18 protein-coding genes are annotated in these 24,682 nt (G+C 63.0%); 7 read left to right on the top strand and 11 right to left on the bottom strand.

The window, feature by feature from the left end; all coding sequences use genetic code 11:
* Positions 1-40: 40 nt before the first annotated feature.
* The 6 genes from A4R35_RS25100 to A4R35_RS18000 form a co-directional block, all read right to left on the bottom strand.
* The gene (locus A4R35_RS25100) at positions 41-535 is read right to left on the bottom strand and encodes a winged helix-turn-helix transcriptional regulator (RefSeq protein ID WP_112431751.1); all 495 of its coding nucleotides are present in this window, start codon (positions 533-535) and stop codon (positions 41-43) included.
* Between the two features lie 324 nt (positions 536-859).
* On the bottom strand, positions 860-3,118 hold the full coding sequence (locus tag A4R35_RS17980) for a tetratricopeptide repeat protein (protein ID WP_112431753.1): 2,259 nt from the start codon (positions 3,116-3,118) through the stop codon (positions 860-862).
* A 171-nt stretch (positions 3,119-3,289) separates the two neighbouring features.
* Positions 3,290-4,198 (bottom strand): tetratricopeptide repeat protein, encoded by a 909-nt coding sequence (locus A4R35_RS17985; protein ID WP_189361997.1) that lies wholly within the window; start codon positions 4,196-4,198, stop codon positions 3,290-3,292.
* A gap of 835 nt (positions 4,199-5,033) precedes the next feature.
* Positions 5,034-7,097, bottom strand: a complete 2,064-nt coding sequence (locus A4R35_RS17990; RefSeq protein ID WP_112431757.1) for a serine/threonine-protein kinase — start codon at positions 7,095-7,097, stop codon at positions 5,034-5,036.
* Between the two features lie 364 nt (positions 7,098-7,461).
* Positions 7,462-8,709, bottom strand: coding sequence for an MFS transporter (locus tag A4R35_RS17995; protein WP_112431759.1), 1,248 nt, complete (start codon positions 8,707-8,709; stop codon positions 7,462-7,464).
* 561 nt (positions 8,710-9,270) lie between these two features.
* Positions 9,271-10,539: a serine/threonine-protein kinase gene (locus tag A4R35_RS18000; protein WP_112431761.1), complete on the bottom strand. Its 1,269-nt coding sequence runs from the start codon at positions 10,537-10,539 to the stop codon at positions 9,271-9,273.
* Positions 10,540-10,791: 252 nt separating this feature from the next.
* On the opposite strand from A4R35_RS18000, the gene A4R35_RS24365 reads away from it, so the two are divergent.
* On the top strand, positions 10,792-10,956 hold the full coding sequence (locus tag A4R35_RS24365) for a hypothetical protein (protein WP_189361999.1): 165 nt from the start codon (positions 10,792-10,794) through the stop codon (positions 10,954-10,956).
* A gap of 18 nt (positions 10,957-10,974) precedes the next feature.
* Here the strand turns inward: A4R35_RS24365 and secG are convergent, their stop codons facing one another.
* Together secG and A4R35_RS18010 are read right to left on the bottom strand one after the other, a co-directional pair.
* Entirely contained in the window at positions 10,975-11,220 is a 246-nt protein-coding gene (gene secG, locus A4R35_RS18005; protein ID WP_218104095.1) for a preprotein translocase subunit SecG, read from the bottom strand.
* A 217-nt stretch (positions 11,221-11,437) separates the two neighbouring features.
* Positions 11,438-12,013: a hypothetical protein gene (locus A4R35_RS18010; RefSeq protein WP_112431763.1), complete on the bottom strand. Its 576-nt coding sequence runs from the start codon at positions 12,011-12,013 to the stop codon at positions 11,438-11,440.
* Positions 12,014-12,674: 661 nt separating this feature from the next.
* Between A4R35_RS18010 and A4R35_RS18015 the strand changes: the two genes are divergently transcribed.
* The 4 genes from A4R35_RS18015 (at position 12,675) to A4R35_RS18030 (ending at position 18,056) form a co-directional block, all read left to right on the top strand.
* On the top strand, positions 12,675-13,826 hold the full coding sequence (locus A4R35_RS18015) for an RNA-guided endonuclease InsQ/TnpB family protein (RefSeq protein ID WP_189362001.1): 1,152 nt from the start codon (positions 12,675-12,677) through the stop codon (positions 13,824-13,826).
* A gap of 161 nt (positions 13,827-13,987) precedes the next feature.
* The gene (locus tag A4R35_RS18020; RefSeq protein WP_223258390.1) at positions 13,988-14,683 is read left to right on the top strand and encodes an MBL fold metallo-hydrolase; all 696 of its coding nucleotides are present in this window, start codon (positions 13,988-13,990) and stop codon (positions 14,681-14,683) included.
* A 327-nt stretch (positions 14,684-15,010) separates the two neighbouring features.
* Positions 15,011-16,720, top strand: a complete 1,710-nt coding sequence (locus tag A4R35_RS18025) for a CTP synthase (protein ID WP_112431769.1) — start codon at positions 15,011-15,013, stop codon at positions 16,718-16,720.
* Between the two features lie 7 nt (positions 16,721-16,727).
* The gene (locus A4R35_RS18030; protein WP_112431771.1) at positions 16,728-18,056 is read left to right on the top strand and encodes a magnesium transporter; all 1,329 of its coding nucleotides are present in this window, start codon (positions 16,728-16,730) and stop codon (positions 18,054-18,056) included.
* Positions 18,057-18,298: 242 nt separating this feature from the next.
* On the opposite strand, the gene A4R35_RS18035 is transcribed toward A4R35_RS18030, so the two are convergent.
* Positions 18,299-19,042, bottom strand: a complete 744-nt coding sequence (locus A4R35_RS18035; protein ID WP_112431773.1) for a hypothetical protein — start codon at positions 19,040-19,042, stop codon at positions 18,299-18,301.
* Between the two features lie 99 nt (positions 19,043-19,141).
* Entirely contained in the window at positions 19,142-20,161 is a 1,020-nt protein-coding gene (locus A4R35_RS18040; protein WP_112431775.1) for a ribose-phosphate diphosphokinase, read from the bottom strand.
* Positions 20,162-20,879: 718 nt separating this feature from the next.
* On the opposite strand from A4R35_RS18040, the gene A4R35_RS18045 reads away from it, so the two are divergent.
* Positions 20,880-22,244: an MFS transporter gene (locus A4R35_RS18045; RefSeq protein WP_189362002.1), complete on the top strand. Its 1,365-nt coding sequence runs from the start codon at positions 20,880-20,882 to the stop codon at positions 22,242-22,244.
* Between the two features lie 25 nt (positions 22,245-22,269).
* Positions 22,270-23,397 carry an aminopeptidase gene (locus A4R35_RS18050; protein ID WP_112431779.1) on the top strand — a complete coding sequence of 376 codons (1,128 nt, stop codon included), beginning with the start codon at positions 22,270-22,272 and terminating at the stop codon, positions 23,395-23,397.
* A gap of 225 nt (positions 23,398-23,622) precedes the next feature.
* Here the strand turns inward: A4R35_RS18050 and greA are convergent, their stop codons facing one another.
* Positions 23,623-24,144, bottom strand: coding sequence for a transcription elongation factor GreA (gene greA, locus A4R35_RS18055; protein WP_052890546.1), 522 nt, complete (start codon positions 24,142-24,144; stop codon positions 23,623-23,625).
* Positions 24,145-24,682 lie beyond the last annotated feature (538 nt).

The raw sequence follows: 24,682 nt of genomic DNA on the forward strand, positions 1-24,682 counted from the left end.
AGCGCAAGTGCCAGTCAAGGGGGGCGCGAGCGGGGCGAGGTCAGGCATTGCTCTCGCAGTGCTCCCCCTCGCCGCAGGCAGAGGTGGCCGCCGTCTCCGCCGCTGCAGGCGCAGGCGAAGATGGGGGACAGGGCAGCTCGATCCACTGCTCGGCCCAGGCATGGATGGCATCGATCACCGGCTGCAGCGCGCGGCCCTTCTCTGTCAGCTGGTATTCAACGCGCACCGGAATCTGCGGATAGACGACGCGCTCAACGAGGCCCTCCTGTTCCAGCTCGCGCAGGCGTTCGGAGAGCACGCGGTCCGAGAGGCCGCCGACAGTGGCGGTCAACTCGCAGAAGCGGCGCGGGCCGTCAAGCAACGAAGCGATCAGCAGGCCCGTCCAGCGCTTGCCGAGGATCTGCATTGCATGCTCGTAGCGGGGGCAGAGCCGGCTACTCTGCTTCTGCTGCTGTTGCTGCTGTTGCTGCTGTTGGTGAGACCGTGAAGAAGTTGAGGACGACGCTGAGGGCGCCGACTCGTGTGGTTTGGCCATGCTTCTCGTATACGTTTTTACTCTTCTCGCCGGCCAGCTCGCAGTGGGCAGCCTCATCTTCTGGCTGTCGGCACTCTGGCGGCGATTCAGCGTCACAAAGGTCATACTCTCCGCATCTAACAGTATAACATTGTCTTCCTGCTGAGGCAAGGCCGGGCTGCCGTGCCTCTGGCGCTCTCCGGATTGGCGGAGTTGAGGCGGAGGACCGCTCCCAGGTCGGCGCCGGCTGCTTCCAGGAGAGGGCCGCGGAAGGGAGAGGAGGCGAAGAGAAAGTCTAGACCGGGCGGCTCTCGATCAGTCAAGAGAGTGAGCAGAGCAAGGAGCTTAGTCCCCATCGGCAGAGTGCAAGAGCTGGCGCACCCGCTGCAGGGCCTGCCAGATCTCCTCGTCCTCCGGCGCATAGCGTCGGGCGCGTTCCAGATCGGCCAGGGCGTACTGAGGTCTCCCCTGTAATTCGTAGAGGCGGGCCCGTTCTCGATAGAAGGCAGCATCATTGGGGCGGAGGCGAATGGCCTCGCTCAGGTCGGCGATGGCCGTCTGGAGCTGGCCCAGGTCGGCGTAGAGCAGGCCGCGATAATAGTGGGCCTCGGCTGTCTCGGGGGCCAGGCGGATGGCCTCGTCGAGATCGGCCAGCGCTGGCTCCAGCTCGCCCAGCTCTGCGTAGAGCACGGCCCGATCGAGGTAGGCCACTACCAGCGCGGGATCGAGGCGCAGCGCTTGCTCGAAATCGGCCAGAGCCTCCTCAAACTCGCCCCGTTGCCGGCGCAGGTTCCCGCGATGGGCGTAGCTGAGCGCCTCGGTGGGGGCCAGGCGGATGGCCTCGTCGAGATCGGCCAGCGCCCGATCAAAGTCGCCCCGCTCCTCATACAGACTGGCGCGCTCGCGATAGGCCAGAGGATCGGTCGGCGCCAGACGAATGGCCTCGCTCAGATCGGCCAGGGCCTGCGCCTCCTCTCCCTGGCGCCGCAGCAGCAGAGCGCGCTGCAGATAAGCCTCAGCCTGCTGCGGATCAAGACGGATGGCCTGATCGAAATCGGCGCGCGCCTGAGCAGGCTGGCCCAGAGCCGCGTAGACTTCGCCGCGCACCAGAGCGGCGGCGGCATCGCTGGGGTCGAGGCGGATGGCCGCGTTCAGATCAGCCAGCGCCCGTTCAAGGTCACCCTGTTGTTGATAGAGCGCACCGCGATGGAACCAGGCCGGAGCATGCGAGGGATCGAGGCGCAACGCTTCCGTATAGTCGGCGATCGCTCGCTCTGGCTCTCCCAGCTCCTCGTAAGCGTTGCCGCGATTGAAGTAGGCTGGGGCATAGCTGGGATCGAGGCGAAGGGCCTCATTGAGATCGGCCAGGGCCTCTCTGGGGCGGCCAAGCTCCAGATAGATGCGCCCGCGATTGTTATAGCTCACCGCCCGTCCCGGCTCCAGGCGCAGCACCGTCGTATAGTCCTCCAGCGCCTGCTCCAGCCGGTCCTGTTGCAGCGCCAGGAAGCCGCGATGATGATAGGCCGTCGGATCGTCGGGCGCCAGACGGATAGCGGCATTGAAGTCGGCCAGGGCCTCCTCATAGCGCCCCAGTTCGGCGTAGACCTGGCCCCGCCGGTTATGGGCGTAGACATTGCGTGGATCGAGACGCAGGGCTTCGCTGAAGGCGGTCAGCGCCTCCTGCCATCTGCCGTAGCGCGCGTGCTCGTTGCCCTGCTCAACCCAGACCTGGACCAGCTCGCGCTCATTGGGCACGGCCACCTCCAGCACCGAGGCCGCCCGGCTGAGGGCCTCGGCAAAAGCCTGCACGGAAGGAAAGCGCTGAGCAGGATCAGCCTCCAGGGCCTGCATCAGCACCTGCTCAACCGCCGTACTCAACTCCGGCGCGCTCGCCCGCAGCGGCTGAAGCGCTCCGCTCTCCTCCGGGCGCCGCGGTGGAGCGCCCGTCAGCCACTCGTAGCCCAGAGCCGCCAGGGCATACTGATCGCTGGCCGCCACAGGCTGACCAGCCTGCTGCTCGGGAGCCTGATAGGGAGAGGCTGCCAGCCCAGCCGGGCCGTCCAGCCCATCGGACGACGATCCGGCTCCGCTCGTCAGGCGCTGCGCCAGCGACCAGAGGCCCACCTCGCTCAGCCAGAGCTGCTCGTTCTCTCCCAGCAACACGTTCTCCGGCTTCAGATTGGCATGCAGCCAGCCGGCCTCGTGGGCGGCCTGCAGCGCCGAGGCAAGCTGCGTCACATAGCGGACCACCATCACCAGGGGCAGGCGGGACCCGCGGGGATGGCGCGCGCGCAGCGAGCCGGCGGCGACGTAGGGCATGACCACAAAGGGCAGCCGCCGCGCGCGCTCGTAGCCATAGTCCAACAGCGGCAGTAGCTGCTCATGGTGCAGTTGGCGCAAAGCCCGCAGGGCGGCGAGCCAGGCCGGCAGCGCCGCCTCGCTGAGCGAGAGACTGTTGAGCGTCTTGAGGGCCAGCGGCGGCGAAGCTCTTCCCTCGGCCTCCTCACTCGTCCTGCGGGCCAGATAGACCTGGCCCAGGCTACCCCTACCGAGCAGGCCCACCAACCGATAGCCCTCAAACTCTGCTCCTGTCAGATCCTGCATCGTCTGACCTCTCCTTTCCTCTCTCCTGCGCTGATACGCTCGCTGGCGCTGCTGCCGACCGGGGGTCCTGGCCGGCCCTGGCGCATTCCCCACCAGTATAGTAGTATAGCCGATAGTATAGAGAAAGCCGCTGGATTGAGGCAAGAAGAGCCGGAGCGCGAAGCCGCTGACTCAGGGTTGCCGGCGGCGCATGGCCTCGCGCACCATCGCCAGTGCCCGCTTGATCTCAGGATCGTCGGGCCTGAGTCGATGGGCCTGCTCCACATCGGCCAGTGCGGCGCCCAGGTTGCCGAGCAGGCCCTGAACCATCCCGCGATGCACGTAAGCCGGCGCGTAATGGGGCCAGCAGCGAATCACCTCGTTGAAATCGGCCAGCGCCTGCTGAAAATCCTGCAACTCGCTGGCGAGCTGCCCGCGCAAGAAGAGCGCGCGCGCGTAGCCTGGACGCAAGCGGATCGCCTCAGTGAAGTCGCTCCACGCTCCCTGGCGATCGCCCAGGCGCAGCCGTGTCTCGCCCCGATTCGTATAAGCCGGGGCAAAGCCGGGATCGAGACGGATGGCCTCGCTGTAGTCGGCCAGCGCGCGCTGAAGGTCGCCCTGCTCAAAGTAGATATCGCCGCGATTCGTCAAGGTAACTGCACTGGCTGAATTGAGACGGAGGGCCACATTGAAATCGGCCAGAGCCCGGGCGAGAGCGCCCAAACGTTTGTAGATGTCTCCGCGGTTGCTGTAGGCCGAGGCCTCCGTTGGGTCGAGACGGATAGCCTCACTGTAGTCGGTCAGGGCCTGTGGCAGCTCGCCCCGATAGGCATAGACCAGGGCGCGAGCCCGATAAGAGCTGGCTTCGTTGGGATCGAGACGGATGGCCTCAGAGAAGTCAGCCAAAGCCTCTGGCAGAGCGCCCTGCTGCAGATAAAGGCTGCCGCGGCGTAGATAGCTCTCTCGATCCTGGGGATTGAGGCGAATGGCCTGGGTCAAAGCAGCGATCTGCTCGTCCAGCGCTGAAGAAGAGTGCTGGTGCTGCTGGGGCTGCTCCTGTCCCTGATCCGAAGAACCCTTCTTAGAGAAAGGCAGTCTCACTGTGGCTTCCTCCTCTCTGTCGGATTGGCATGATGCCGGCATCCTTTCCTCGGCTATAGCCAGTACATCAGCACATCGCCACAGTAGAACAAGTTGAGCCGGGCAGGGCCTTCCCCGCTATGCCCAGCTCAAGAAAGCGCATACCAGGGCTGGAAAAGGCCGCGGCGTTGGGGAAGTTGAGCGCGGCCAGGTCCCCCAGCAGAGCGCTCTACTCGCAGGAGCGGAGGCCGTGCTGCAGACAGGCCGCGCCGACGCCGAACCCGCTGGCCCTGTGGCGACTGTACAGCCCGCGCAGCTCCTCGGGCAGCAGCTCTGACATATCTTCTCCTCATCATTGCTGAACCGCTGCCTGGACGCCTGTCAAAGCGACTCATCATCTACTCCCCCATTACCTTATACAAAACTGTACCGTCTTCGCCGTTCGCTGCTCACTGCATAGAAAGATAGCCGCTGCCCGCAGAACAACAAGCGTCTCAGCCGGAGATCACGACCAGCCAGCTCCGCCCTGCCTGCTCGGTCGGAGGACGCTGGCGCCGCCTAAGCTGCGCCGCGGAGCCATTGGCGCCGGCCCCCGTCGTAGCCCTGCACTCTCCCGGTTCGCCTGAATATGAGACGTGTGAGACGCCTAAGAGCCACGACCGTCCCTGGAGGCCATCATCAGCGCGCAGCCAGGGTAGCTGGCTGGGGCGCGGGCCTGGTCTCCGGGCCAGAGAGGCGGGGGAGAAGGAAGCCAGGGGCCGACCGGATGACTGGGCGAGCGGGGCGCTCGGAAGCCGGTCGGCTGGACTATCTGGCCGGGGCCGGTCAGAGCGCGGGAGCACGAGCAAGAAGGGATTCAGCGAGCCTCGCGCCGCCGCTCCTGGCGCAGCCGATAGAGGGCCTCCTCGCGGCTGGCGCGCACCAGCCGATTGCTCGGATCCAATTGCAGCGCGCGATCGTAGTCCAGAATCGCCCGCTGGTAGTCTCCCAGGCGGAAGTAGGCCACACCCCGGTGGCGATAGCTCTCGGGATCGTCGGGGCGCAGCTCCAGAGCGCGATCGTAGTCCAAAATCGCGCGGCGGTAGTTGCCCAGGCCGGCGTAAGCCAGACCGCGGTAAACGTAAGTGCGTGCCAGGCACGGAGCCAGCTCCACCGCCCGATTGAAATCCGCAATGGCCTGCTCGTACTCCTGCAAGGCATCGTAGGCCATGCCGCGCCTGATATAGGCCTCCACATAGCCCGGATCAAGCTCCAGAGCGCGCTCGAAATCCTGGATGGCCTGCTCGTACTCCTGCAGCTCATAGCACGTCAGGCCGCGATTGTAGTAAACCAGCGCATAATCGGGTTGAAGCTCGAGCGCGTGCTGATAATCCTCCAGGGCCTGCTCATACTCTTGCATATTGCGATATACTGTTCCGCGGTTATTATAGGCGTTGGCATAGAAAGCATCCAGCTCAATAGCGCGCGTCAGATCGGCGAGGGCCATCTCGTGCTTGCCCAGCGCGTCGTAGGCATTGCCGCGGTTATTATAGGCCAGCGTATACTCGGGATTGAGGCGGATGGCCTGACTGAAATCGGCGATAGCCTGCTCGAAATTGCCCAGGCAGCAGTAGGCATTGCCGCGATTATTATAGGCATCGACATGGGAAGGGTCGAGCTGCAGCACGCGGCTATAGTCAGCGATGGCCTTCTCATACTCCTGGAGGCGGCGGTAAGCGCGGCCCCGGTTAAAATAGGCTTCCAGATAAGTCGGGTCCAGCTCCAGAGCGCGATCGAAATCGGCGATGGCCCGGCGATCATCGCCCAGAGCGCAGCGGGCGTAACCGCGTCCGTTATAGGCGATAGCCTGCTGCGGATTCAGCTCCAGGGCGCGATCGAAATCGGTGATAGCCTTCTCAGGCTCCTGGAGCTGCAAATAGCAGCTACCGCGGTTCACATAGGCATCGGCGTAGGAGGGGTCCAGGGCGATAGCCTCAGAGAAAGCCTCAGCCGCCTCCCGATAGCGGCCCTGAAAATAAAAAGCCACCCCATCGTCAAAGCACTCCTGGCGGCTGCGCGGCTGGATGCGCGGCACATAATTGAGCACCAGCAGGGAGCGGGCGGCGCGTTCCAGCTCATGAGCGAACTCGCTCACACTGGCGAAGCGGCCCTTGGGGTCCTTCGCAAGCGCGCGCATAATGACATACTCGATCTCGGGCGAGAGGTCTGGCACGCGCTCCAACAGAGAGGGAGGAGAAGCTTGAGAATGCTGGGCATACAGCTCATAGAAGGTTCCATCAAAAGGAGGATCGCCGCAGAGCCATTCATAGACGATCACCGCCAGCGCATACTGATCGCTGGCGCGGCTGGTGCGTCCCATAAACTGCTCCGGGGCCATATAATGGGGCGTCCCGGCGATGCCGGCGTTCTGCTGCTCCAGAGGGGTCTGGCCCGGAGGCGTCTGCACGATCACCGAGATCCCGAAGTCGGTCAGCAGGAGGCGGTCCTCCTGGTCCAGCAGCATATTTTCCGGCTTCAGGTCGCGGTGAATCACATTTTCATCGTGGGCATACTGCAGAGCATCGGCGAGCTGATGCACATAGTGCAGCACCAGCTCCAGCGGCACACGCGTTCCCTGGGGATGGCGCTGGCGCAGGGTACCGTTGGGAGCGTAGTCCATCACAATGAAAGGCACCCCGAGCGCCTGCTCGACACCGAAATCCTGGACCGCCACAATATGCGGATGCCGCAGGCGGAAGAGGCGGGCCTCATTGACCAGGTGGCGCAGCGCCTCATAGTTTAGACCGGTGTGTAGTACCTTCACCGCCACCAGATGCTTGCGCTGAGTATGCTCGCCCAGGTAGACCTGGCCATAGTTCCCTTGCCCAAGCAAGCGGAGGAGGAAATAATTATCGAGCTGTCTCCCCGAATGATCAACCATCGTGCCTGTTCTCTTGCCTGTGCTTGCAAGCCCTGTGTTGGGCGGACGTCCCCATCTTACGCGGCCTGTCTGGCAAATGCTGGCCCTGGTTGGCTGCTGGCTACCAATCTACCAGCATACTTATTGTAGGAGAGAGGAGAAAGCTCGTCAAGTACTCGTAAGACTCTGAAAGTGCCTGCTGCTCAGTTCTAGCGCGGCCACGTGTCGGTAACCTCATGTCGTACAAGATAGCTGCTGACGACTAGCTAAAAATTTGTGAGTTGTGCATAAAAAAATGGCAGGCCAGGGCCGCCCGGCGCCCCCGTAGCTGGACCAGAGCGGCGCGCGGGCTGTGCACTGGCTGCCTCACCCCGTGCTCCTCGCCCTAGCGCTGGCTCCCTCGCCAGCGGCTCCAGAGGAAGCGCAGGCTGGCCATCAACAAGCCGCAGCCCGCCAGAAGCGCGAGCGCGCGATAGAGCGAGCGATAGCTCATTTCTCCCAGACCCAGCCCGAAGAGCGGAAAGAGCGTCACCATCGCCGCACTAAAGAGGCCCGTCTGCAGAGAGAGCACCGTGGCCCGCTGGGCCTCGGGACTGCGCTCATTGAGCCAGGTACTTGCCACTGGCTGCCAGAGGGCATAGGCCCCCTGGAAGAGCATCAAGAAGCCGACCAGGCTGAGTGGCACCAGCGGCAGACTCATCAGCAGCAGCCCGCCGGCCAGCGCCAGCAGCAGCCCGGCCAGCAGATAGCTGCGTCTCAGATGGGCCAACAGCGCGGGTGCCAGGGCCGTACAGCCGAAGCTGATCACCTGGCTGGCGGCGATCACCAGGCCCACCTGTGCCAGCGTCAGCCCCAGGCTGCTCAGATAGAGCTGATGATAGTAATAAATGGTCAGCCCGCAGCCCTCGACCAGGCCCGCCAGCAAAAGCAGACCGATCAGCACTCTGTCGCCTCGCACCGCGCGCAATCCCTGCAGCAGATGCCGTAGCGGCTGTCGCTCGCTGGTTCCGCGCTCCTCGGGCAGCGCCAGCAGGGGCAGCATCGCGAGCACTGCCAGGGCGGCTTGAACCAGGAACGGCAGTGCCTCCTGTATCTGGCCGAGCAGCCCGCCGACGCTCGTGCTGGCTGCCTCCGCCACCAGGGCCAGCAAATACATGCGGCTGATCAGGCGGCTATAGTAGCCCTGGTGCTGCCCCTCGTGAGCGACCAGGCGCCGCGCCAGACCCCAGAGCAGCGCCTCCTCGGCGCCGCCGCGGAAAGCAAAGGCCAGGCCCCAGAGCACAAAACTCAAGACGATCGATGGCCAGATCGGAAGCGATAAAAAGAGCATTGCCGCAGCTGACAGGCTACAGTATACAAAAAGGCTGCGACGTCGTCCCAGCAAATCCGCGTAGATCCCCGTTGGAATCTCTGCGCACAGCTTCGTCACATGCAGGGTCATCTCCAGCAAGCCGATGACCAGCGGGCTATAGCCGTGGCGTGCCAGATAGATCATCCAGACCGCGCTACTCAAAGACGCATTCGTGGCCAGATTATAGCCATCATAGGCCAATAAGAGCCGCAGGCGGGCGCCGCGTGCCAGAGGTTTTGCGGGCAGTGCTTCCTGGCCCTGGCACTCAATCCGCTTCTCCATGATTCAGAGCGTTCCTTTCGTTCTACAACATCACCTACTCTTACAAGCCATTGCGTCCGTAGTGGACGCTCACCTGAAAGGAAGCGGCCTGGCGCGGCAGCCCGCAGGAGAAGGTCCTCGCCGGTCCTGAGCTGGAATGAAAACCCGGGCAAGGTAGAGAGGCTTCTGGGAGTGTGGGAGAGCAGTCGGAGGAGAGAGAAGGACGGAAGAGGAGAGCTGTGCTCTACAGCACCGATCGTAGCAACTGGCTTCCTCAGCCGCGCGCCAGCAAGTGCAGACGACGCGCTGTGCAAAAAGCACCCGTCAGCAGAACGCTGTCCTGCTTACTTGCTTACCCTGGTGGCGCTGCTCCTCTCTTCTGCCGCATAAGCTGCGCCAGGCCTATGCGGCTGAAGCATGCGCGATATAGGTCGGGCGAATAGCCTCGCTGCGCAGCGAAGCCGTGCGCCGTTCAACGCTGGCAGCAGAGCACAGAAGTGTAGCCATCACGGTCGTGAATAGTAACACAGGCGCAGGCGGCCTGTCAAGGCGGCAGGCGGCCTGTCAAGGCGCGCGGAGCCTTCAGAGGCGAGACGGCGCAGAAGATCGTGAGCGCGGGGTGGGCAGCGCTCGGGGCAGCAGAGAAGAGGAAGAAGAAGGAAGCTGGTCCTGCCCCTCATGCTTCTGAGGTGGGGGGGTGACCGGCGTCGCCTGCGCTGGTACCTCAAGCGGGTGCCCTGTTGGCTGACTCAGCGGCAGCGGGCAGCCGGGCAGCGCCGGGCGACTGGGGCGGAGCTGGGGAGAAAAAGCCAGCCAGGTCAGACCGCCGCCGAGCAAGCCGCTGGCTGCCAGGCTGGTCATCCCCACCATCAAGGCCCGTCGCGTCGGGCGCTCGACCTGTCGCTGTGATGGCTGGGAAGGGGTGCGGGGACGCAAAGCCCGGCCCAGCGCCTGTTCATAAGCTCGCACGAACTCCAGCACCGTCGCGAAGCGCGCCTCCGGCTGCTTGGCCAGCGCCCGCTCCACCACGGCAACCAGTCCCGGCGGCAGCGTCGGCACGCGCTGACGCAACGGTGGCGGTGGCGTGTGCACATGCTGAGCCAGCACCTCAGCGGGCGAACCGCGGAAAGGGCGCTCCCCGCACAGCCATTCATAGACCACCACCCCCAGCGCATACTGATCGCTGGCGAACTGCGGCTGACCAGCCAGCTGTTCCGGCGCCATATAGGCCAGCGTTCCCGCAATGGCCTCCTCCTGCTGCCAGCCCCTCTGCTTCTGGCCGCTCAAAGAGGCAATACCGAAATCGCTCAACAGCAGCGAGCCGTCGCGCCCAATCAACATATTCTCCGGCTTAATATCGCAATGAATGCACTGCTGACGATGGGCGTAGTCCAGGGCTGCCCCGATCTGCTGCAAATAGAGCAGAATCGTCGCCGGATGCAAGCGGCTGCCGCGGGGATGGCGCTGACGCAGGGTGCCCCCCGGGGCATACTCCATCACCAGAAAAGCTGTTCCCTGCTCCTCCAGCAGCACGAAATCGAAGATCCTCACGATATGAGGGTGATGCAGACGAGCCGCAATGCGCGCCTCCGCGCAGAAGCGCTGCAGCACCTCTGGCTCCAGATGAGTCTGCAGCAACTTAATGGCCACTTCGGTCCCCAGATAGCGATGCTCACCCAGATAGACCTCAGCAAAGCCTCCACGGCCCAGCAGACGCACCAGGCGGTAACGGCCCAGTTCAGGGAGGGCCTCCAGCGGTAGCCATTGCCCCCTCTCTCCAGGCGTACCGCCACTGGAGGCCTGCCCGCCCTGGTCCGCCTCAGTCGAGAAACTCAGCGGTTGCTCCATCATACTCGTCTCCTGCTCCTTGCTTGCCTGCTATGATTGTAGATAGCGCTCATGGAACATGTCAATGTGCTCACGCGGAAACAAGCAGCCTGAGAAGTGCATCGAATCGCTACCGATTCCAGAGATTCTGGATAGCGCTACATCTATAAATCCATTTATGCTTATTTATGGCTCAGGAAAAACACAGCCGTAGCTTGGGGGTACTGGCGGGGCGGGAGCAGGCCCGGCTACCCAGGGGGAGGAGAAGCTGGCAGAGTGGGGGCGAAAAGAGCGCAAAAAATAGCCGGGGGAATCCAGACTGCGGCCTATGTGGGTCTGGTAGAGGAGCAGGCAGGACTGGAGCCGGGAGTACCGGGCGGGGCGCGGAGCAGCCTTATTGAGCGTGCGCAGGCGCAGAGCGGCCTCCCCATGCGCCCCTAGCTGGCCGAGGCGACTGATCTAGGCGGGCAGCAGCATCATTACCACCGAGACCAGCGCGAAGAGCACCACAAAGATCACCGTCAAATTAAAGATCAGGCGCTCCACGCCGCGGCGTGTCTTAAAGACCGAGCCGGCGCTGGTTCCGCCGAAGATGCTGCCCAGGCCGGCGCTACGCGCCTGTAGCAAGATAAAGAGAATCACAGCCACGGACAGAATGATCTGAATCACCCGGAGAGCCGGGGCCCAGGCTTGCAAGGTATTCAAGGTCCACCCTCGCTTTCATCGCAGGCCATCCATTGGCCAAAACCTTCGAGGCGATTATATCACAGAAGCCTCGCTCCGTCGAGACGAGAGCCAGGAAGCAGGAGCGAGCCGACTTCTCTCTATCCCAGACCTCCAGGCCAGGCGAGGTGAGGTGAGGTGAGGTGAGGGCTGGCCTGGCCTGGCCTGGCCTGGCCTCAGTGCGCTCGCCGCCTGATCCCTACTGAGCCGGGGCCAGACGGGCAGGCTTGGAGGTCGTGATCAGTCTCTGCCGCTGCTGATGGACCAGGCGATGGCACTCCGGGCAAAGCACCACATAATTGGCCCGTCGATAGCGAGCCAGCAGAGTCCGCAGCGGGCGGCGGGCATGCAGTTCCAGCCTGGTCGTCTCGCGAGCGCAGCGTGGGCAGCGTCCGGCGGCCTCCTGCTGGAGCTGCCCCTGAATGTGGCGCACCAGCTGATTATTGCAGGCATCCAGGCCCACATGGAAGAGCATACCGGCCAGCACCAGCCACAGCCAGCGCTGGCGAGTAAGGGCGGCCAGCGCTGCCAGAGCGGTCAACGTCCACGGTTGGTGCAGTGGTTTCGGCAGAGGGCCGCGCTGGCGCTGAGGAGTGCGCAGATAGCGCAGTGCTTCGCGCAGGCTCAGGCGCCGGCGAGCTGCCACAAACTCCAGATAGTGGTCGACATCGATCAGAATACTGGCCGCATAGGGCAGCCAGACCTCCTCTTTCAGCCACGGCAGAGCCACCAGGGCCGCCGCCGTTGAAAAGGCTACATGTTCCTCCAGGCGCATAAGGTCATCTCATCCATACTTCGCACGAGCCATAGCGCAGACCTCTGCCTGTCCATTGCCGCCGTTGGAGCCGCTGCCCGTCCGGGTCTTGTGCCATATGGCTGGCTGTGCTAGGCTGCAAGCTCACGAGCGGGTCTGCAGAGCAGCCGCTGAGCGGAAGGAAGAAGCGCGCTTATCGCAGCAGTATAAACCGCGGGCCCAGGCCCCGTCAAGCAAGCCGGCCCTGAAGCGCCAGGCCTCAGAGGCCGGAGTGCGGCGAGGGCCGCGGAGGAGTGAGCGACGGGCCGGAGCGGACTAAGCAAAAAAGCCTGGTTGGTGAGAGCTTCCCTTGTAGAAGACCTATCCCTGTGGTACAATGTAATCCGGGCGAGGACTGCAGTCCCCGCCCGAACTTATGTTTTCCATAAAGGCATGCCGCCGGGGACCCCTGGATTCATCCAGGGGAGGAAGGCGGCTCCCTTTGGCTCTCTGCCGAGGGTTGACATAGCGGCCTCTTCCCTGTTACCCTGCACTCAGTGAGGCCTCAAGGCACTGACCTGTGAGGAATTCGCCTCACCTGGCGGGGAGGGGAGGAGGGTCCTTTCTGCCGGCCAGCCCGAGAGGACCCTGGCAGCAACCGGCGATCAGCAAGGGCATGAATGAACAGCGGAAGGAGGAAGGCATGGCCCAGGTGCAGCGCACGATCCCGCTGCTCTTGCCAGCCGATGAGGATCTGCGTCAGACGCTGGCGGTCTTCCAGGCAGTCGAGCAGCAGCTCTCAGCCCCCTGCTTCAACGGGGGCAGGCCGCTCTCTGCCGTAGCGCTGCACCGGGCCTGTTACCAGCAGGTCAAGGGCCAGCTCAATGCCCAGATGACCTGTAGCGCCATCCGGCTGGTCGCTGCCGCCTACCAGAGCGCCCAGAGCAACCGCCGTCCGCCGCGACGCCCGTTCCAGTTCCGACGCCGGCGGGCGCTGTTTCTGATCGGGCCACGAGGACGCGATGCCTCCCTGCGCCCTGATGGCACCCTCTCGCTCTGGACCGTGGCCGGACGCAAGCAGCTTCCCTCCCAAGTACCGGAGGCGTTTCAGCAGCGGCTGGCGCAGGCCAAGACCATCGACAGTCTCACGGTGCTGGAACGGGGTGGGCAGCTCATCGGGCGCCTCACCCTCACGCTGGAGGTCCCTGATCCCCCAGCGGCAGGCCCAGAGACCGAGGCCGTCGTGGGGATCGATCTGAATGAGACGAATGCCCTGGTGGCGGTGGATGGACAGAAGCGGGTCCTCTTTGTGAGTGGAAAAGCGGTGAAGGTGCGCAATCGACGCACGGCGAAGACGCGGGCGAGACTGCAGCGGAAGCTGGCGGCCCGTAAGGCACAGCATCGGGACACGCGCAGTGTCCGACGGGTGCTGAAACGGCTTGGCCGCAAGCAACGGCACCGGACCCAGACCTTTGCCCAGACGGTGGCCAAGCGCCTGGTGGAGTGGGCACCACCGCAGGCGGTGCTGGTCTTTGAACGGCTGCAGGTCCCTCAGCCGCAGCAAGAACACATCCGGGGGCGAGCCCTGCGGCGCCGGCTCGCGCTGTGGCAGCGGGGACTGATCCGCCGCTGGGCCGAGCAGCAGGCGCAGGAGCAGGGGTTGCGCGTGGCAGAGGTAAACCCGGCCTCCACGAGCCAGCGCTGTTCCCACTGCGGCCAGCGCGGAATCCGTCGCCGGCATCACTTCACCTGCCCCCACTGTGGGTTCCAGGAGCATGCTGACATCAACGCGGCCAGAAATATCCGCGCACTGTACTGTCCTACGGGGCAGTGGGCTGCCGTCAACCAGCCCTGAAGCCCGGGCCGACGAGGCTGCGGGCAAGCCCCTGGCTTCAGCCTGGGGTCGTTGACTTCGAACAGTCGACCAGTAAGGCAACACGAGGGGAGTCTGCCAGGCATGAGCGCGTGACTGACGGCTGCCCTCTTCTTGAATTTAGCGGGAGCGGACACCTCCGGGTGTCCTCACATTTTGCAATGGAGATTTCCTGGCTCGGCCACTCCTGTTTTCAGTTGCGAGGAAAACAAGTCACGCTCATCACGGACCCGTTCGCTCCCCAGACGGAAGTCGCCCCGCAGCAGAAGGAGCCTCTGCGCCTGGGTAAGGTCAGCGCCTCGATTGTCACCATCAGTCACGAGCATCCCAATCACAACTATGTCCGCGCTGTGCAGGGGAATCCCCGTATTGTGCGCGGGCCGGGCGAGTACGAGATCAGCGACGTACTGATCACTGGCGTGGCCTCCTATCATGACAATCAGCGGGGGCGCGAACGTGGACGCAATACGATCTATGTCATCCACATAGATGGCATCGTTGTCTGTCATCTCGGCGATCTGGGCCATACCCTGCAGGAAGAGCAGCTTGAGGAGGTCGCCGATGCTGACATCCTGCTGGTGCCCATCGGTGGCGAGCACACCCTCAACGCCTCGCAGGCGGCTGAAGTGATCAGCCAGGTGGTGCCGCGCATCGTGATTCCCATGCACTACTATCCTCTGGCAGCCGACGGCTCGCAGTCGCTGCCTGACGCGCTGGTGACCTTTTGCCGCGAGATGGGCGTGGAGGCGATCAATCCCCAGCCCAGGCTCGTGATCTCACAAAGCAACCTGCCAACAGAGACGCAGGTCGTGATCCTCTCCTGCCGCAGTCTGAGCTGAACGAACGGAAGCGCCTGCGTAAAGGCTGGCTCCCAGAGCCGCAGAGCGGTTCCTCTCCCTGGAGATGGCTCCTGGCCAGCGAACGAGCATGCTGGTTGAGGTGGCAGGTCTGGTGAGCATGGTCTCGGCTATTCTCTGGCCTGGCCAGGCAGTGCTTCGTTGAAAGCGCGCGCCGCGCGTCGACAGCAAGCGGTGCTTGCTGGCGTGCGGTGCGGCAAGTGGTGGCCAGTGCCAGGCGGCCTGTGAGCAGGTGACTGACTGACTGACTGAGCGAATGAAGACGGTCTCATACGCGATGGTGAAGGCTCCACACGAGGAGGAGTTCTTATGTCAAAATTTATCTTTGTGACCGGCGGTGTGGCATCGTCTGTGGGCAAGGGTATTAGCGTTGCCTCCATCGGGCGTCTGCTCAAGAATCGGGGCATCTCCGTCTCCATCATGAAGCTCGACCCCTACATCAACGTTGACCCCGGCACCATGTCCCCCTATCAGCATGGCGAGGTCTTTGTCACAGACGATGGAGCAGAGACCGACCTCGATCTGGGCCACTACGAACGCTTTACCGATGAACCAGCTTACCAAGCCAACAACGTCACCACCGGCCAGGTCTACGCCACCGTGATCAGCAAGGAGCGGCGTGGCGAGTACCTGGGGGGCACGATTCAGGTGATTCCCCATATTACCAATGAGATCAAAGAGCGCATCCATAATGTAGCGCGCCGCTCGGACGCCGATGTCGTCATTGTCGAGGTGGGTGGCACAGTCGGCGATATCGAGGGCGAACCATTTTTGGAGGCCATCCGCCAGATGCGCAAGGATGTGGGGCGGGCCAATGTGCTCTACCTGCACGTGACCCTGCTGCCCTATCTGGGCGCGACTCGTGAGCTGAAGACCAAACCTACGCAGCACAGCGTCAAGGAGCTGCTGCGCGTCGGTATTCAGCCCGATGTCATTCTCTGCCGTTCGGACTACCCTGTGAGCGAGGAGCTGCGCGAGAAGATTGCCCTCTTCTGCAACGTCGAAACCCGCGCCGTAGTCCCCCTGTTAACGGTCGAGACCATCTATGAGATCCCCCTGATCCTGGAAGAGGCTGGCCTCGGCGACTACCTGGTGCAGGCCCTCTCGCTGCCGGCCCATCCGCCTCGGATGGAGGAGTGGCGCGCCCTGGTGGAGAAGATCAAGAAGCCGCGCCCGGCTCTCACCGTCGGCCTCGTGGGCAAGTACGTCGAGCTGCACGATGCCTATCTCTCGGTGGCCGAGGCGCTGCGCCACGCCGGCTGGTACCATGACGTCGATGTCCAGATCAAGTGGATCAATTCGGAGGCCCTGGAAAAGATGGGCGAGGCCTATACCGAGGCCCTCGAAGATGTCCATGGCATCATCGTGCCCGGCGGCTTCGGCCCCCGCGGGGTCGAGGGCAAGATCAAGGCCGCCGGCTATGCGCGCCGTACTCATACGCCCTACCTGGGTCTCTGTCTGGGCATGCAGGTCAGCGTCATCGAATTCGCCCGCAATGTGCTCGGCCTCGAAGGCGCCAATAGCTCAGAGTTCGATCCGCATTCGCCTCATCCCGTCATCGACCTGATGCCGACCCAGCGCCATATCTCGGAGAAAGGTGGCACCATGCGCCTGGGCAACTGGGTCTGTTGCCTGATCCCCGGCACACGCGCCTACCAGGCTTACGGAGAAGCCATCGTCTTCGAGCGCCACCGCCACCGCTACGAGTTCAACAATGAGTACCGCAAGCGCATGGAAGCCCACGGCCTGGTCATCAGCGGTCGCTCCGCCGACAATAGCCTGGTCGAAATCATCGAACTGGCCGATCATCCCTGGTTTGTCGCTTCACAGTTCCACCCAGAGTTTAAGAGCCGCCCGAACCGCCCCCATCCGCTCTTCCGCGACTTCATCGCCGCCTGCAAGCGGCACGCTGGCCTGAGCGCGAGCAGCTCGGAGCCAGGCGAGAGTGTAGCCCGCGTCGGGATCACGCGCACCCCCGAGGGCGTCGCTTCGGATTCGCGACTCGAAATGTCGAAATAAAGGCAAGATGTTATATTTGAGTCATCTACTCGGGGCATCTGTAGAGGACGCGCAAGGTACGCGCGTTGGAAAACTCACCGATGTGCTGGTGGCTCCCGCGCAGGCGCGCGAAGAGCCAGGCGGTCCCACCTATGCCAGTGCTCTGCTGGTAGAAGGTCAGGATGGGCACCGCTGGCGTGTCACGCCGCTGGCGGTCCAGGTACGTGATCACACGCTGGTCCTGCGCATGGCCCTGCCCGAGCTACCGCCGCCGGCGGCGGTCGAGAACGAGATCAGCCTGGCGCACGAGGTCCTTGACAAGCAGGCGGTTGATCTGGAGAGGCGGCGCCCGGTGCGCGTCAACGACGTCTGTTTAGAGCCGGACTGGCGCGTTGTGGGGATCGATACCAGTACCTGGGGGTTGCTGCGGCGCCTGATGCCTGCCTGGCTGTTAGGAGCCAGGGGGCGCGAGGCGCCGGGCAGCCTCATCCCCTGGGAGCGGCTGGAGCTGCTGCGCGAGGGGGAGCCGACCCCAGAGGAGGGCCTGGAAGGGAAAGGAAGGGGAGGAGCAGGCAGGCCGGAGGGGCGGGCATATGAGGAGCTGAGGCGTCCGCCGAGCGGTCCCCTGGCCGAGCTGCGTCCCGCCGACATCGCCGATATCATTCACCAGCTCACGCCAGCCCAGGGGGCGCGCTTGCTGGAGGGCCTCGACGACGAAACCGCCGCTGACATTCTCCAGGAGGTAGACACTGAACGCCAGACCTATATCCTGGAGAAGCTCAGTGCCGCGCGGGCCGCCGCCATTCTGCGCGCGATGGAGCCGGACGAAGTCGCCGATCTCCTGGCTCGCCTGCCAGAAGAGCGGGCCCAGGAGCTATTGCGCCTGCTGACGCCCGAGGAATCGGAGGACGTCCGTGAGCTGCTAGAGTACGCCGAAAACTCCGCCGGCGGCCTGATGACCACCGACTACCTGGCCCTGAGCGGCAGCCGGAGCAGCGCCGAGGCTCTGGAGGCCCTGCGTCGTCATATCCTCGATCAGGGCGGCCACGCCGTTTACATCTACGTCGTTGATGACGAGGAGCGCGATGAGCCGCACCTGCTCGGCGTCGTCTCGATCTGGAATCTGCTGGTGGCCTCGCCGGAGCAGACTCTGCAAGAGCTGATGCATCGCGACCTGGTCACGGTGCGGCCCGAGGCTGACGCCCTCAACGTCGCCGAGACTATCGCCAAATACAATCTCTTGGCCGTCCCGGTAGTCAACGACGAAGGCGCTCTCCAGGGAATTGTCACCATTGACGATGCTATCGACGTCCTGCTGCCGCCGGAGCGGCGCCGACGGCCACTGCGCCGCTACTAATTGAAGCTCGCTTGAGCCTGAGCCGCCTTGGTGAAGAAGGAGGAAGGAGTCCAGTTACAGTTACAGTACAGGAGGAACGAGAGGAGAGCCGGGGAGGGTAGCGGCAGATAAGCCAGCTCTCAGGATACTAGAACGGGAAAGAGGCCTCCACTGATTGGAAGGCAGAACGAAGGAGAAAGAGGAAGCCCGAGCGACCCTGGCAACGAGGGCAGATGGAGCGGGCGATCTGCTCTCCCCCTTGCCTAGTCGGGAAGAGAGCAGACCGCGCTTAAGGCTTCAAGCACATGAACAATGTCCTGGCAGACATCGACCATGACCCGAGGCAGCCATTCTTCGGGATGCGGGTCATCGGCCACAATCTCCGCCTCGCCTTCTTCCTCCTCCTCGTAGTTGTAGCGATGACTCCAGTCTGGACTGAGTGTCTGACCCCCGCTGTACTGGTAAGGAGAACTCTCGTGCAGGCCACGCAGACCCTCTGGGTGCCAGATCGGGAGTTCCACGCGCTGCTGGAGCGTCAGTGACTCCGGGGCGAGGCGATGGTCCTGGAGAGTCAGCGTGACGCCGGGCCGGGTCTCGATCGTGCGGCTGCTGTGCTCACTGGCGCGCAGCCTGAGCATCTGGGTCAGAGAGAGGAGCGACTCTTCCGAGAAGGTGGTGCCTTTGAGGGAGAGCGAGTAGGAGAGGTCCAGCACCAGCGCAGGGATCTCGCGAGTGCGCAGGTGCGGACAATCGGCATGAGGCTCGTGGAAGAAATCGCAGACTCCCCTGGGCCCTTCGAGGGAAAGCGCGGTATCCAGACTACCCCAGCTAAAGGAGACGGTGCAGATGCTGGAGTTTTCGACCTGTTCGCAGCTTCCGATGTGACAGGTGCAGGCAAATTCACGTTCCATGGTGCGGGAGTTGATCCAGTATTCGGGATGTGCCGTAAGCCCGACCTCCGCAGCCGCCTTCAGGAAGAAACCGGTCACATCTTCAAAGGTTAGCATGAAACGCTCCTTGCTGCCCCTGGTTGGGGCAAGTATGCCCGTGGCACCCATGATAAGATGCCTCTATATTATGAGCGTTCCCGATAGGATGTGTCAATATTAGACAGGATAGCTCTCACGCCAGTCGCGGAAGAGGGCACTGATCGAACGTCCCTCGTGCAGACGCTCGATTGTTTCCGCCAGCAGGGAGGCGACGGAGATCACCACGACCTTGCCGCCGAGGGTCTTGTTGCCCAGGGGGATAGTATCGGTAGTGACCACGCGCGTGATCTCTGGCATGCAGAGCCGCTCCTCCGCCGGCGGGGTCAGCACGGCATGGGTCGCCACCACGGTGATGTCCGGTTTGGCTCCGGCCTCCAGCAGGGCCTGGGTGCAGGTGACGATTGTCCCCCCAGTCGAGATGATGTCGTCCACAATGATGGGCCGCTTGTTGGCCACCTCGCCGACGATGGCGCGCACTTCAACGTCCTGGGCATGGTTTCCTCCGCGCCGCTTGTGCATCACGACCAGCGGAATATTAAGCATGTTGGCGTAGACGTCGGCCACCTTCACCCGCCCGGTGTCCGGCGTCACGACCACGGCATCGCTCAGGTCCATGTGCTGGCGCAGGTACTCGCCCAGCAGCGGAATGGCCGTGAGATGGTCCATGCCAATGTCAAAGAAGCCCTGGATGGCTGGCGAGTGCAGGTCAACAGATACAACGCGATCGGCCCCGGCGGTCGATAGCAGGTTGGCCACAAGCTTGGCGGTAATCGGCTCGCGCCCCGTGGTTTTCTTCTCCTGGCGGGCGTAGCCATAGTAGGGGATGATCGCCGTGACCCGCGCCGCCGAGGCGCGGCGGAAGGCATCAATCATCACGAGCAGTTCCATCAGGTGCTCGTTGACCGGGTGGCAGGTCGATTGCACGATATAGATGTCCCTGCCGCGGACGCTCTCCTGGATCTGCACATGACATTCGCCATCGGCAAAGCGGTGCAGCTCCCGCCTCCCCAGGGGGCGCCCCAGACAGCTTGCCACCGCTTGCGCCAGTTCCGGGGTCGCTGAGCCGCTGTAGATGTCCACATCAATCGGCGGGCCGCTCCGATTCGGCCTTCTCGCTGCCGCTGCGCTCTCTGTCATGAATGGTTTCCCCCCTCTTAGAAGCCACAGAACCACTGTGGCTGGCAATCCCCGCAGTGGTTACCCCTCTATTGTAGCATGTCTCGATAGCTATCAGCCAGCCTTCTTTTTCCTCCCGAATTGCAGAGATCATGGACTATTCTTGCCAGACCAGCCAGCTGATGATCTTGCGATAAATGCCTTGACAACATGGCCATCTGTCTATTATCTTTTTGCATGATTGCTAGTATCGATCAATAAGAATAGGTCAATGCCTGAGTATTGCAACTGGTAGATAGCTAAAAGGCTCTGCCAGATCTACGTGATTGTCGCTTTGCGGCTGTTGTTCTGCTAAGAAAAGAAGCAGGCTCCAGGGAAAGTGCTGCCATGAGCCTGCTCCTGAGACGGCCCGTTTGGCAAAGACCAGATGCCGGCTGGTCGAGCTGCAAAGCCGGGCGGAACGCCGAAGAATGAGCATGAGCCAGCCGGCCTGACTGGGGGAGGCCATTGTCTGCGGCTGCCTGTCTGGCTGGGGTGCCACCTTCCCAGGCTCTCGCTTTCATCTCAGACCCGGCTTTTGGGCCAGGGTAGGCCGTCTATGCGCCTGCTGGCTTGTTTGGCCGGAGGCTGCACGGCAACAGTGGCCTGGGGCGTTGACCATGCTCTGGTTCCGCTTCGCTTGTCCTGGATGCACTGGATGCACTTGGCAGTTTACTGCGACAGAGAAAGGAAGTTCTGCATGTCGTTGGATTCGCAGCAACCTACTACCCCCCAGACAGCGGCGCAATCGGCGGGAGAGGCTCCTCCCGTGGGCCTGCTGCGCAATCGTAATTTTCTCTTTTTGACCGGTGGCCAGATCATCTCCTATCTGGGAGATTTCATTTACAGTACAACCTTGCAGATCTGGGCCTATTCCCTGGTGCCCAATGCTGCCTCGGTAAGTGGCATCTGGGCAGCGCAATATCTCCCCTATGTGCTGGTGGGGCCGCTTGCCGGCGTCTTTGTCGATCGCTGGAATCGCCGTCAGATCATGATCGTCTCCGACCTGCTGCGCTGCTTTATTGCCCTGTGGCCTCTGTTGGTGCCGCCGGCGTTGCGCTTGCCGGCCATCTATCTGGCGGTCTTCCTGATTGGCAGCCTGGGCCGCTTCTTCTCGCCGGCCCGCTCGGGAGTCATGCAAGTCATTCTTGCCGAGCAGGACCAGCCGCGAGCGGCCTCGATCCTGCAGTCCAGCTTTGCCTTCGCCGTCGTTGCTGGTCCAAGTCTGGGAGCGGGTCTCTACTTTCTGGTGGGCCCCTACCTTGGGACCATTCTCAATGCCCTTTCCTTTCTGGTCTCGGCCCTCTGTATCCTGGCCATGCGTGTCTCGGCTCAGGCCCTGCAGCCGGGTGCGCAGCGTCGGGCCGAGGTGGCAGCTGGTGAGGGGCGGACTGGGGCCGTGCGCGCGGTGCTGACCGAGCTAGTAGACGGCTTCCGCTTTGTCCTCGGCTCACGGGTCCTTGGCGTGGTCATGCTCCTGCTGGTGATCAACTGGTTTGGGGTGGGCGCTCTCAATGCCCTGGACATCGTCTTCATCAGCCAGCGTCTCCATGTCAGTCCTGAACTCTATGGGCCGATGGCCACTGGTAGCGGCGTTGGTCTCCTCATTGGCTCCCTTATCGCGGGGGTCTTGAGCAAGAAGCTCTCGCCGCGCTCCTTACTGACTGGGAGCGTCTTTCTGACGGGCCTGGGCATTGTCGTCTTCGGCTTTCAGGTCTGGTTCCCCCTGGCCTTGTTCTTCTACTGCCTCACGGGCCTGCTCCAGGGCGGCATCGAAGTCGGCTATATGGCGCTGGTCCTCATCAGCTCGCCGCGCACGCTCATCGGGCGGGTGGAGGCCGTCATTCAGACCAGCATGTTTATTGCCAGCGTGCTCTCGATCGCCCTCGGGGGCTATCTTGCTCAATTCATTCCGGTGTATATTCTGTTTATTGTGGGAGGCTGGCTGACGGTGTTGGCCGGTCTCGTCGGCTGGTTCGGCTTGCCAGCCAGAATCGAGCCTGTCGCTGTGCCTTCGAGACCTGAGCCTGAGCCAGGTTCAGAGCAGCAGCCGGCGCAGGCCTAATGTTGAGGGAGGCAGAGACAAGACTATGTCCGACCCGCGTGTGCAGCGCATGGCGCGCGTTCTCGTCTACCATTCCCTGGAATTGCGCCGGGGAGATCGTCTGGCGATTCTCGCCACTCCCCTGGCGGCGCCCCTCATTCGCGAAGTTGTGCGGGAAGCGGTGCGCGCCGGCGCCCACGTTTCCCCTCTCTTGCAGCTGCCAGGCCTCGCTGAAATCATCTTCAAAGAGGCCAGCGAAGAGCAGCTGACCTTTGTATCGCCGTTGCAGCGTTTGATCTGGGAGGAGTATGAAGCCCTCCTCAATATCGAGTCAGAGGAAAACACCTCGGAGCTGAGCGGCGTCGATCCGGCTCGTCTGGCGCTTGCACAGCAAGCTGCCAGTGTGATGCGTGAGATCGCCATCAAGCGTACCCAACCTGGTCGGCGGCATGATCCGCAGTCGCTGCGTTGGACAGCGACCATGTTCCCGACGCCCGCCTATGCTCAGAACACGGGCATGTCCCTGAGCGATTTCGAGGACTTCCTCTACAGTGCCTGCTTTCTGGATGATGAGGACCCGGTGGCACGCTGGGGGGAGCTGCACCAGCAGCAAGAGCGCCTGGTGGAGTGGCTCAGCGCGCGTGAGGAAGCTAACGTTGAGCTGCGTGGACCGGACGTCGAGCTGACCCTCTCCTACAAGGGACGACGCTTCATCAGCGACGATGGCCGCTACAATCTCCCCGGCGGGGAGATCTTCACCAGTCCGCTAGAGACCTCGGCCAACGGTTGGATTCGCTTTCGTTTTCCCTGCAGCAGTCAGGGGGTGTCGGTTGAGGATGTGCGCCTCCGCCTGGAAGACGGTGTCGTGGTAGAGGCCCAGGCGGCCCAGGGTCAACCGTATCTGGAGCGCATGCTGGCCATCGATGAGGGGGCGCGCCGGCTGGGAGAATTCGCTCTTGGCAATAACTACCGTATTCAGCGCATTACCAAGCATCCGCTTTTTGATGAGAAGTTTGGGGGTACCATCCACCTGGCCCTGGGGGCCTCCTATCCCGAGACGGGTGGCGGCAATCAGTCGGCTATCCACTGGGACCTGGTATGTGATATGCGCCAGGAGAGTGAGATTCGTGTCGATGGCCTGCTCTTCTACAAGGATGGCCACTTTGTGGTCTAATTGGCACGGCTGCTAGCCGGCTCAGCCAGTTCCCAGCCTGGTCTGCTGACGCTGCGGCGAAGAGCTGGCCGGGCGAACAAAACAGGCAGGGTGGCAATCGACGCCGGCACTCGCGTGCGAGCCTGCAGCGCGAGGCGGCGGAGCCACCCTGCTGTCTTCTTCCTGTTCGCTAGAAGGGCGTCAGCCTGTGCTGCTGCAGCGGCCAGGCTGCTGATGCCCTCTTGCTCAGAGCATTGGGCGCACCGATAGGATCTTGTAAGTTGTCACGCCACCCGGCGTCGAAACACTCACGACGTCGCCCGCCTTATGGCCGAGCAGAGCCTTGCCGACCGGAGACTGGTCGGAGATCAAACCGGACTTGGGATCGGCTTCGTAGGTCTCTACGATCTTGAATGTGCGTGTTGCGCCGCTCTCTGTCTCAACCTCTACCTGCATCCCGATACGCACGACCGGAGGACCCTCGAGATCGCTGTGCATATCGGCGGTCATGATCTCGGAAGAGGCCAGCAACTTCTCCAGCTCCAGAATCTCGCCTTCTACCGCAGCCTGCTGGCGCTTGGCCTCCTCGTAGGCGCCGCTTTCGCTGATGTCGCCGGCTTCCTTGGCATCGTGAATAAAGTCAGCGACCTCCTGGCGCTTGACCGTGCGCAGGTATTCCAGGCGCTCTTTCTTCTTGCGATATCCTTCAGGGGTTAGAAAGTAGACCTTGCGCTCGGGTGTTACATCGCTCTGTCCACCAATACTCATATGTAGACTCCTACTCCTCTCTGGTCTTAAGGCTCGTGATCGAAGCGTGATTCGTTCGCGGTTGCCTCTCCCAGATCTTCGCGATCGCTAGCTCTAGCTTGTCATCGGTCCGGTCCGTTTGAACGCTGCTCTGGCTGGCCCTCACAGTCAGGCTGAGGACCACCGCTGCGACTTGACGGGTGCCTCGCCTGCTCTGGGCGCGACTGGGCGGCCTTTCGGTCCCTTTGATGGAATGGCATCCTGGCGGCTCACCCCTCACTGGGGCCGGTTGCTCGGCGCAACGCAGCGCTTGGGCCGGGAGGCCCGGGGTGTCCCGGATGCCTGCTTTTCTTGTCCCTTGTCTGGCCCTGGCCATTGCCAGGCGCCACGGCGTGGATGGCTGCCAGGGGCTGGGAGTGTCAGAAGGCGAATCCATAGCCCCTCCCACCAGGCAGCCCCGGTGGGTTGCTAAAACCGGGGAAGAGAACAGGCATGCTTCTGTTGCAAGTGATCGCTGGGCCACGCTCTGCTTGGGCGCGACTCGGCGATCATGATCCGC

It is taken from the genome of Thermogemmatispora tikiterensis (genome assembly GCF_003268475.1).
In the GTDB taxonomy this organism is placed as follows: domain Bacteria; phylum Chloroflexota; class Ktedonobacteria; order Ktedonobacterales; family Ktedonobacteraceae; genus Thermogemmatispora; species Thermogemmatispora tikiterensis.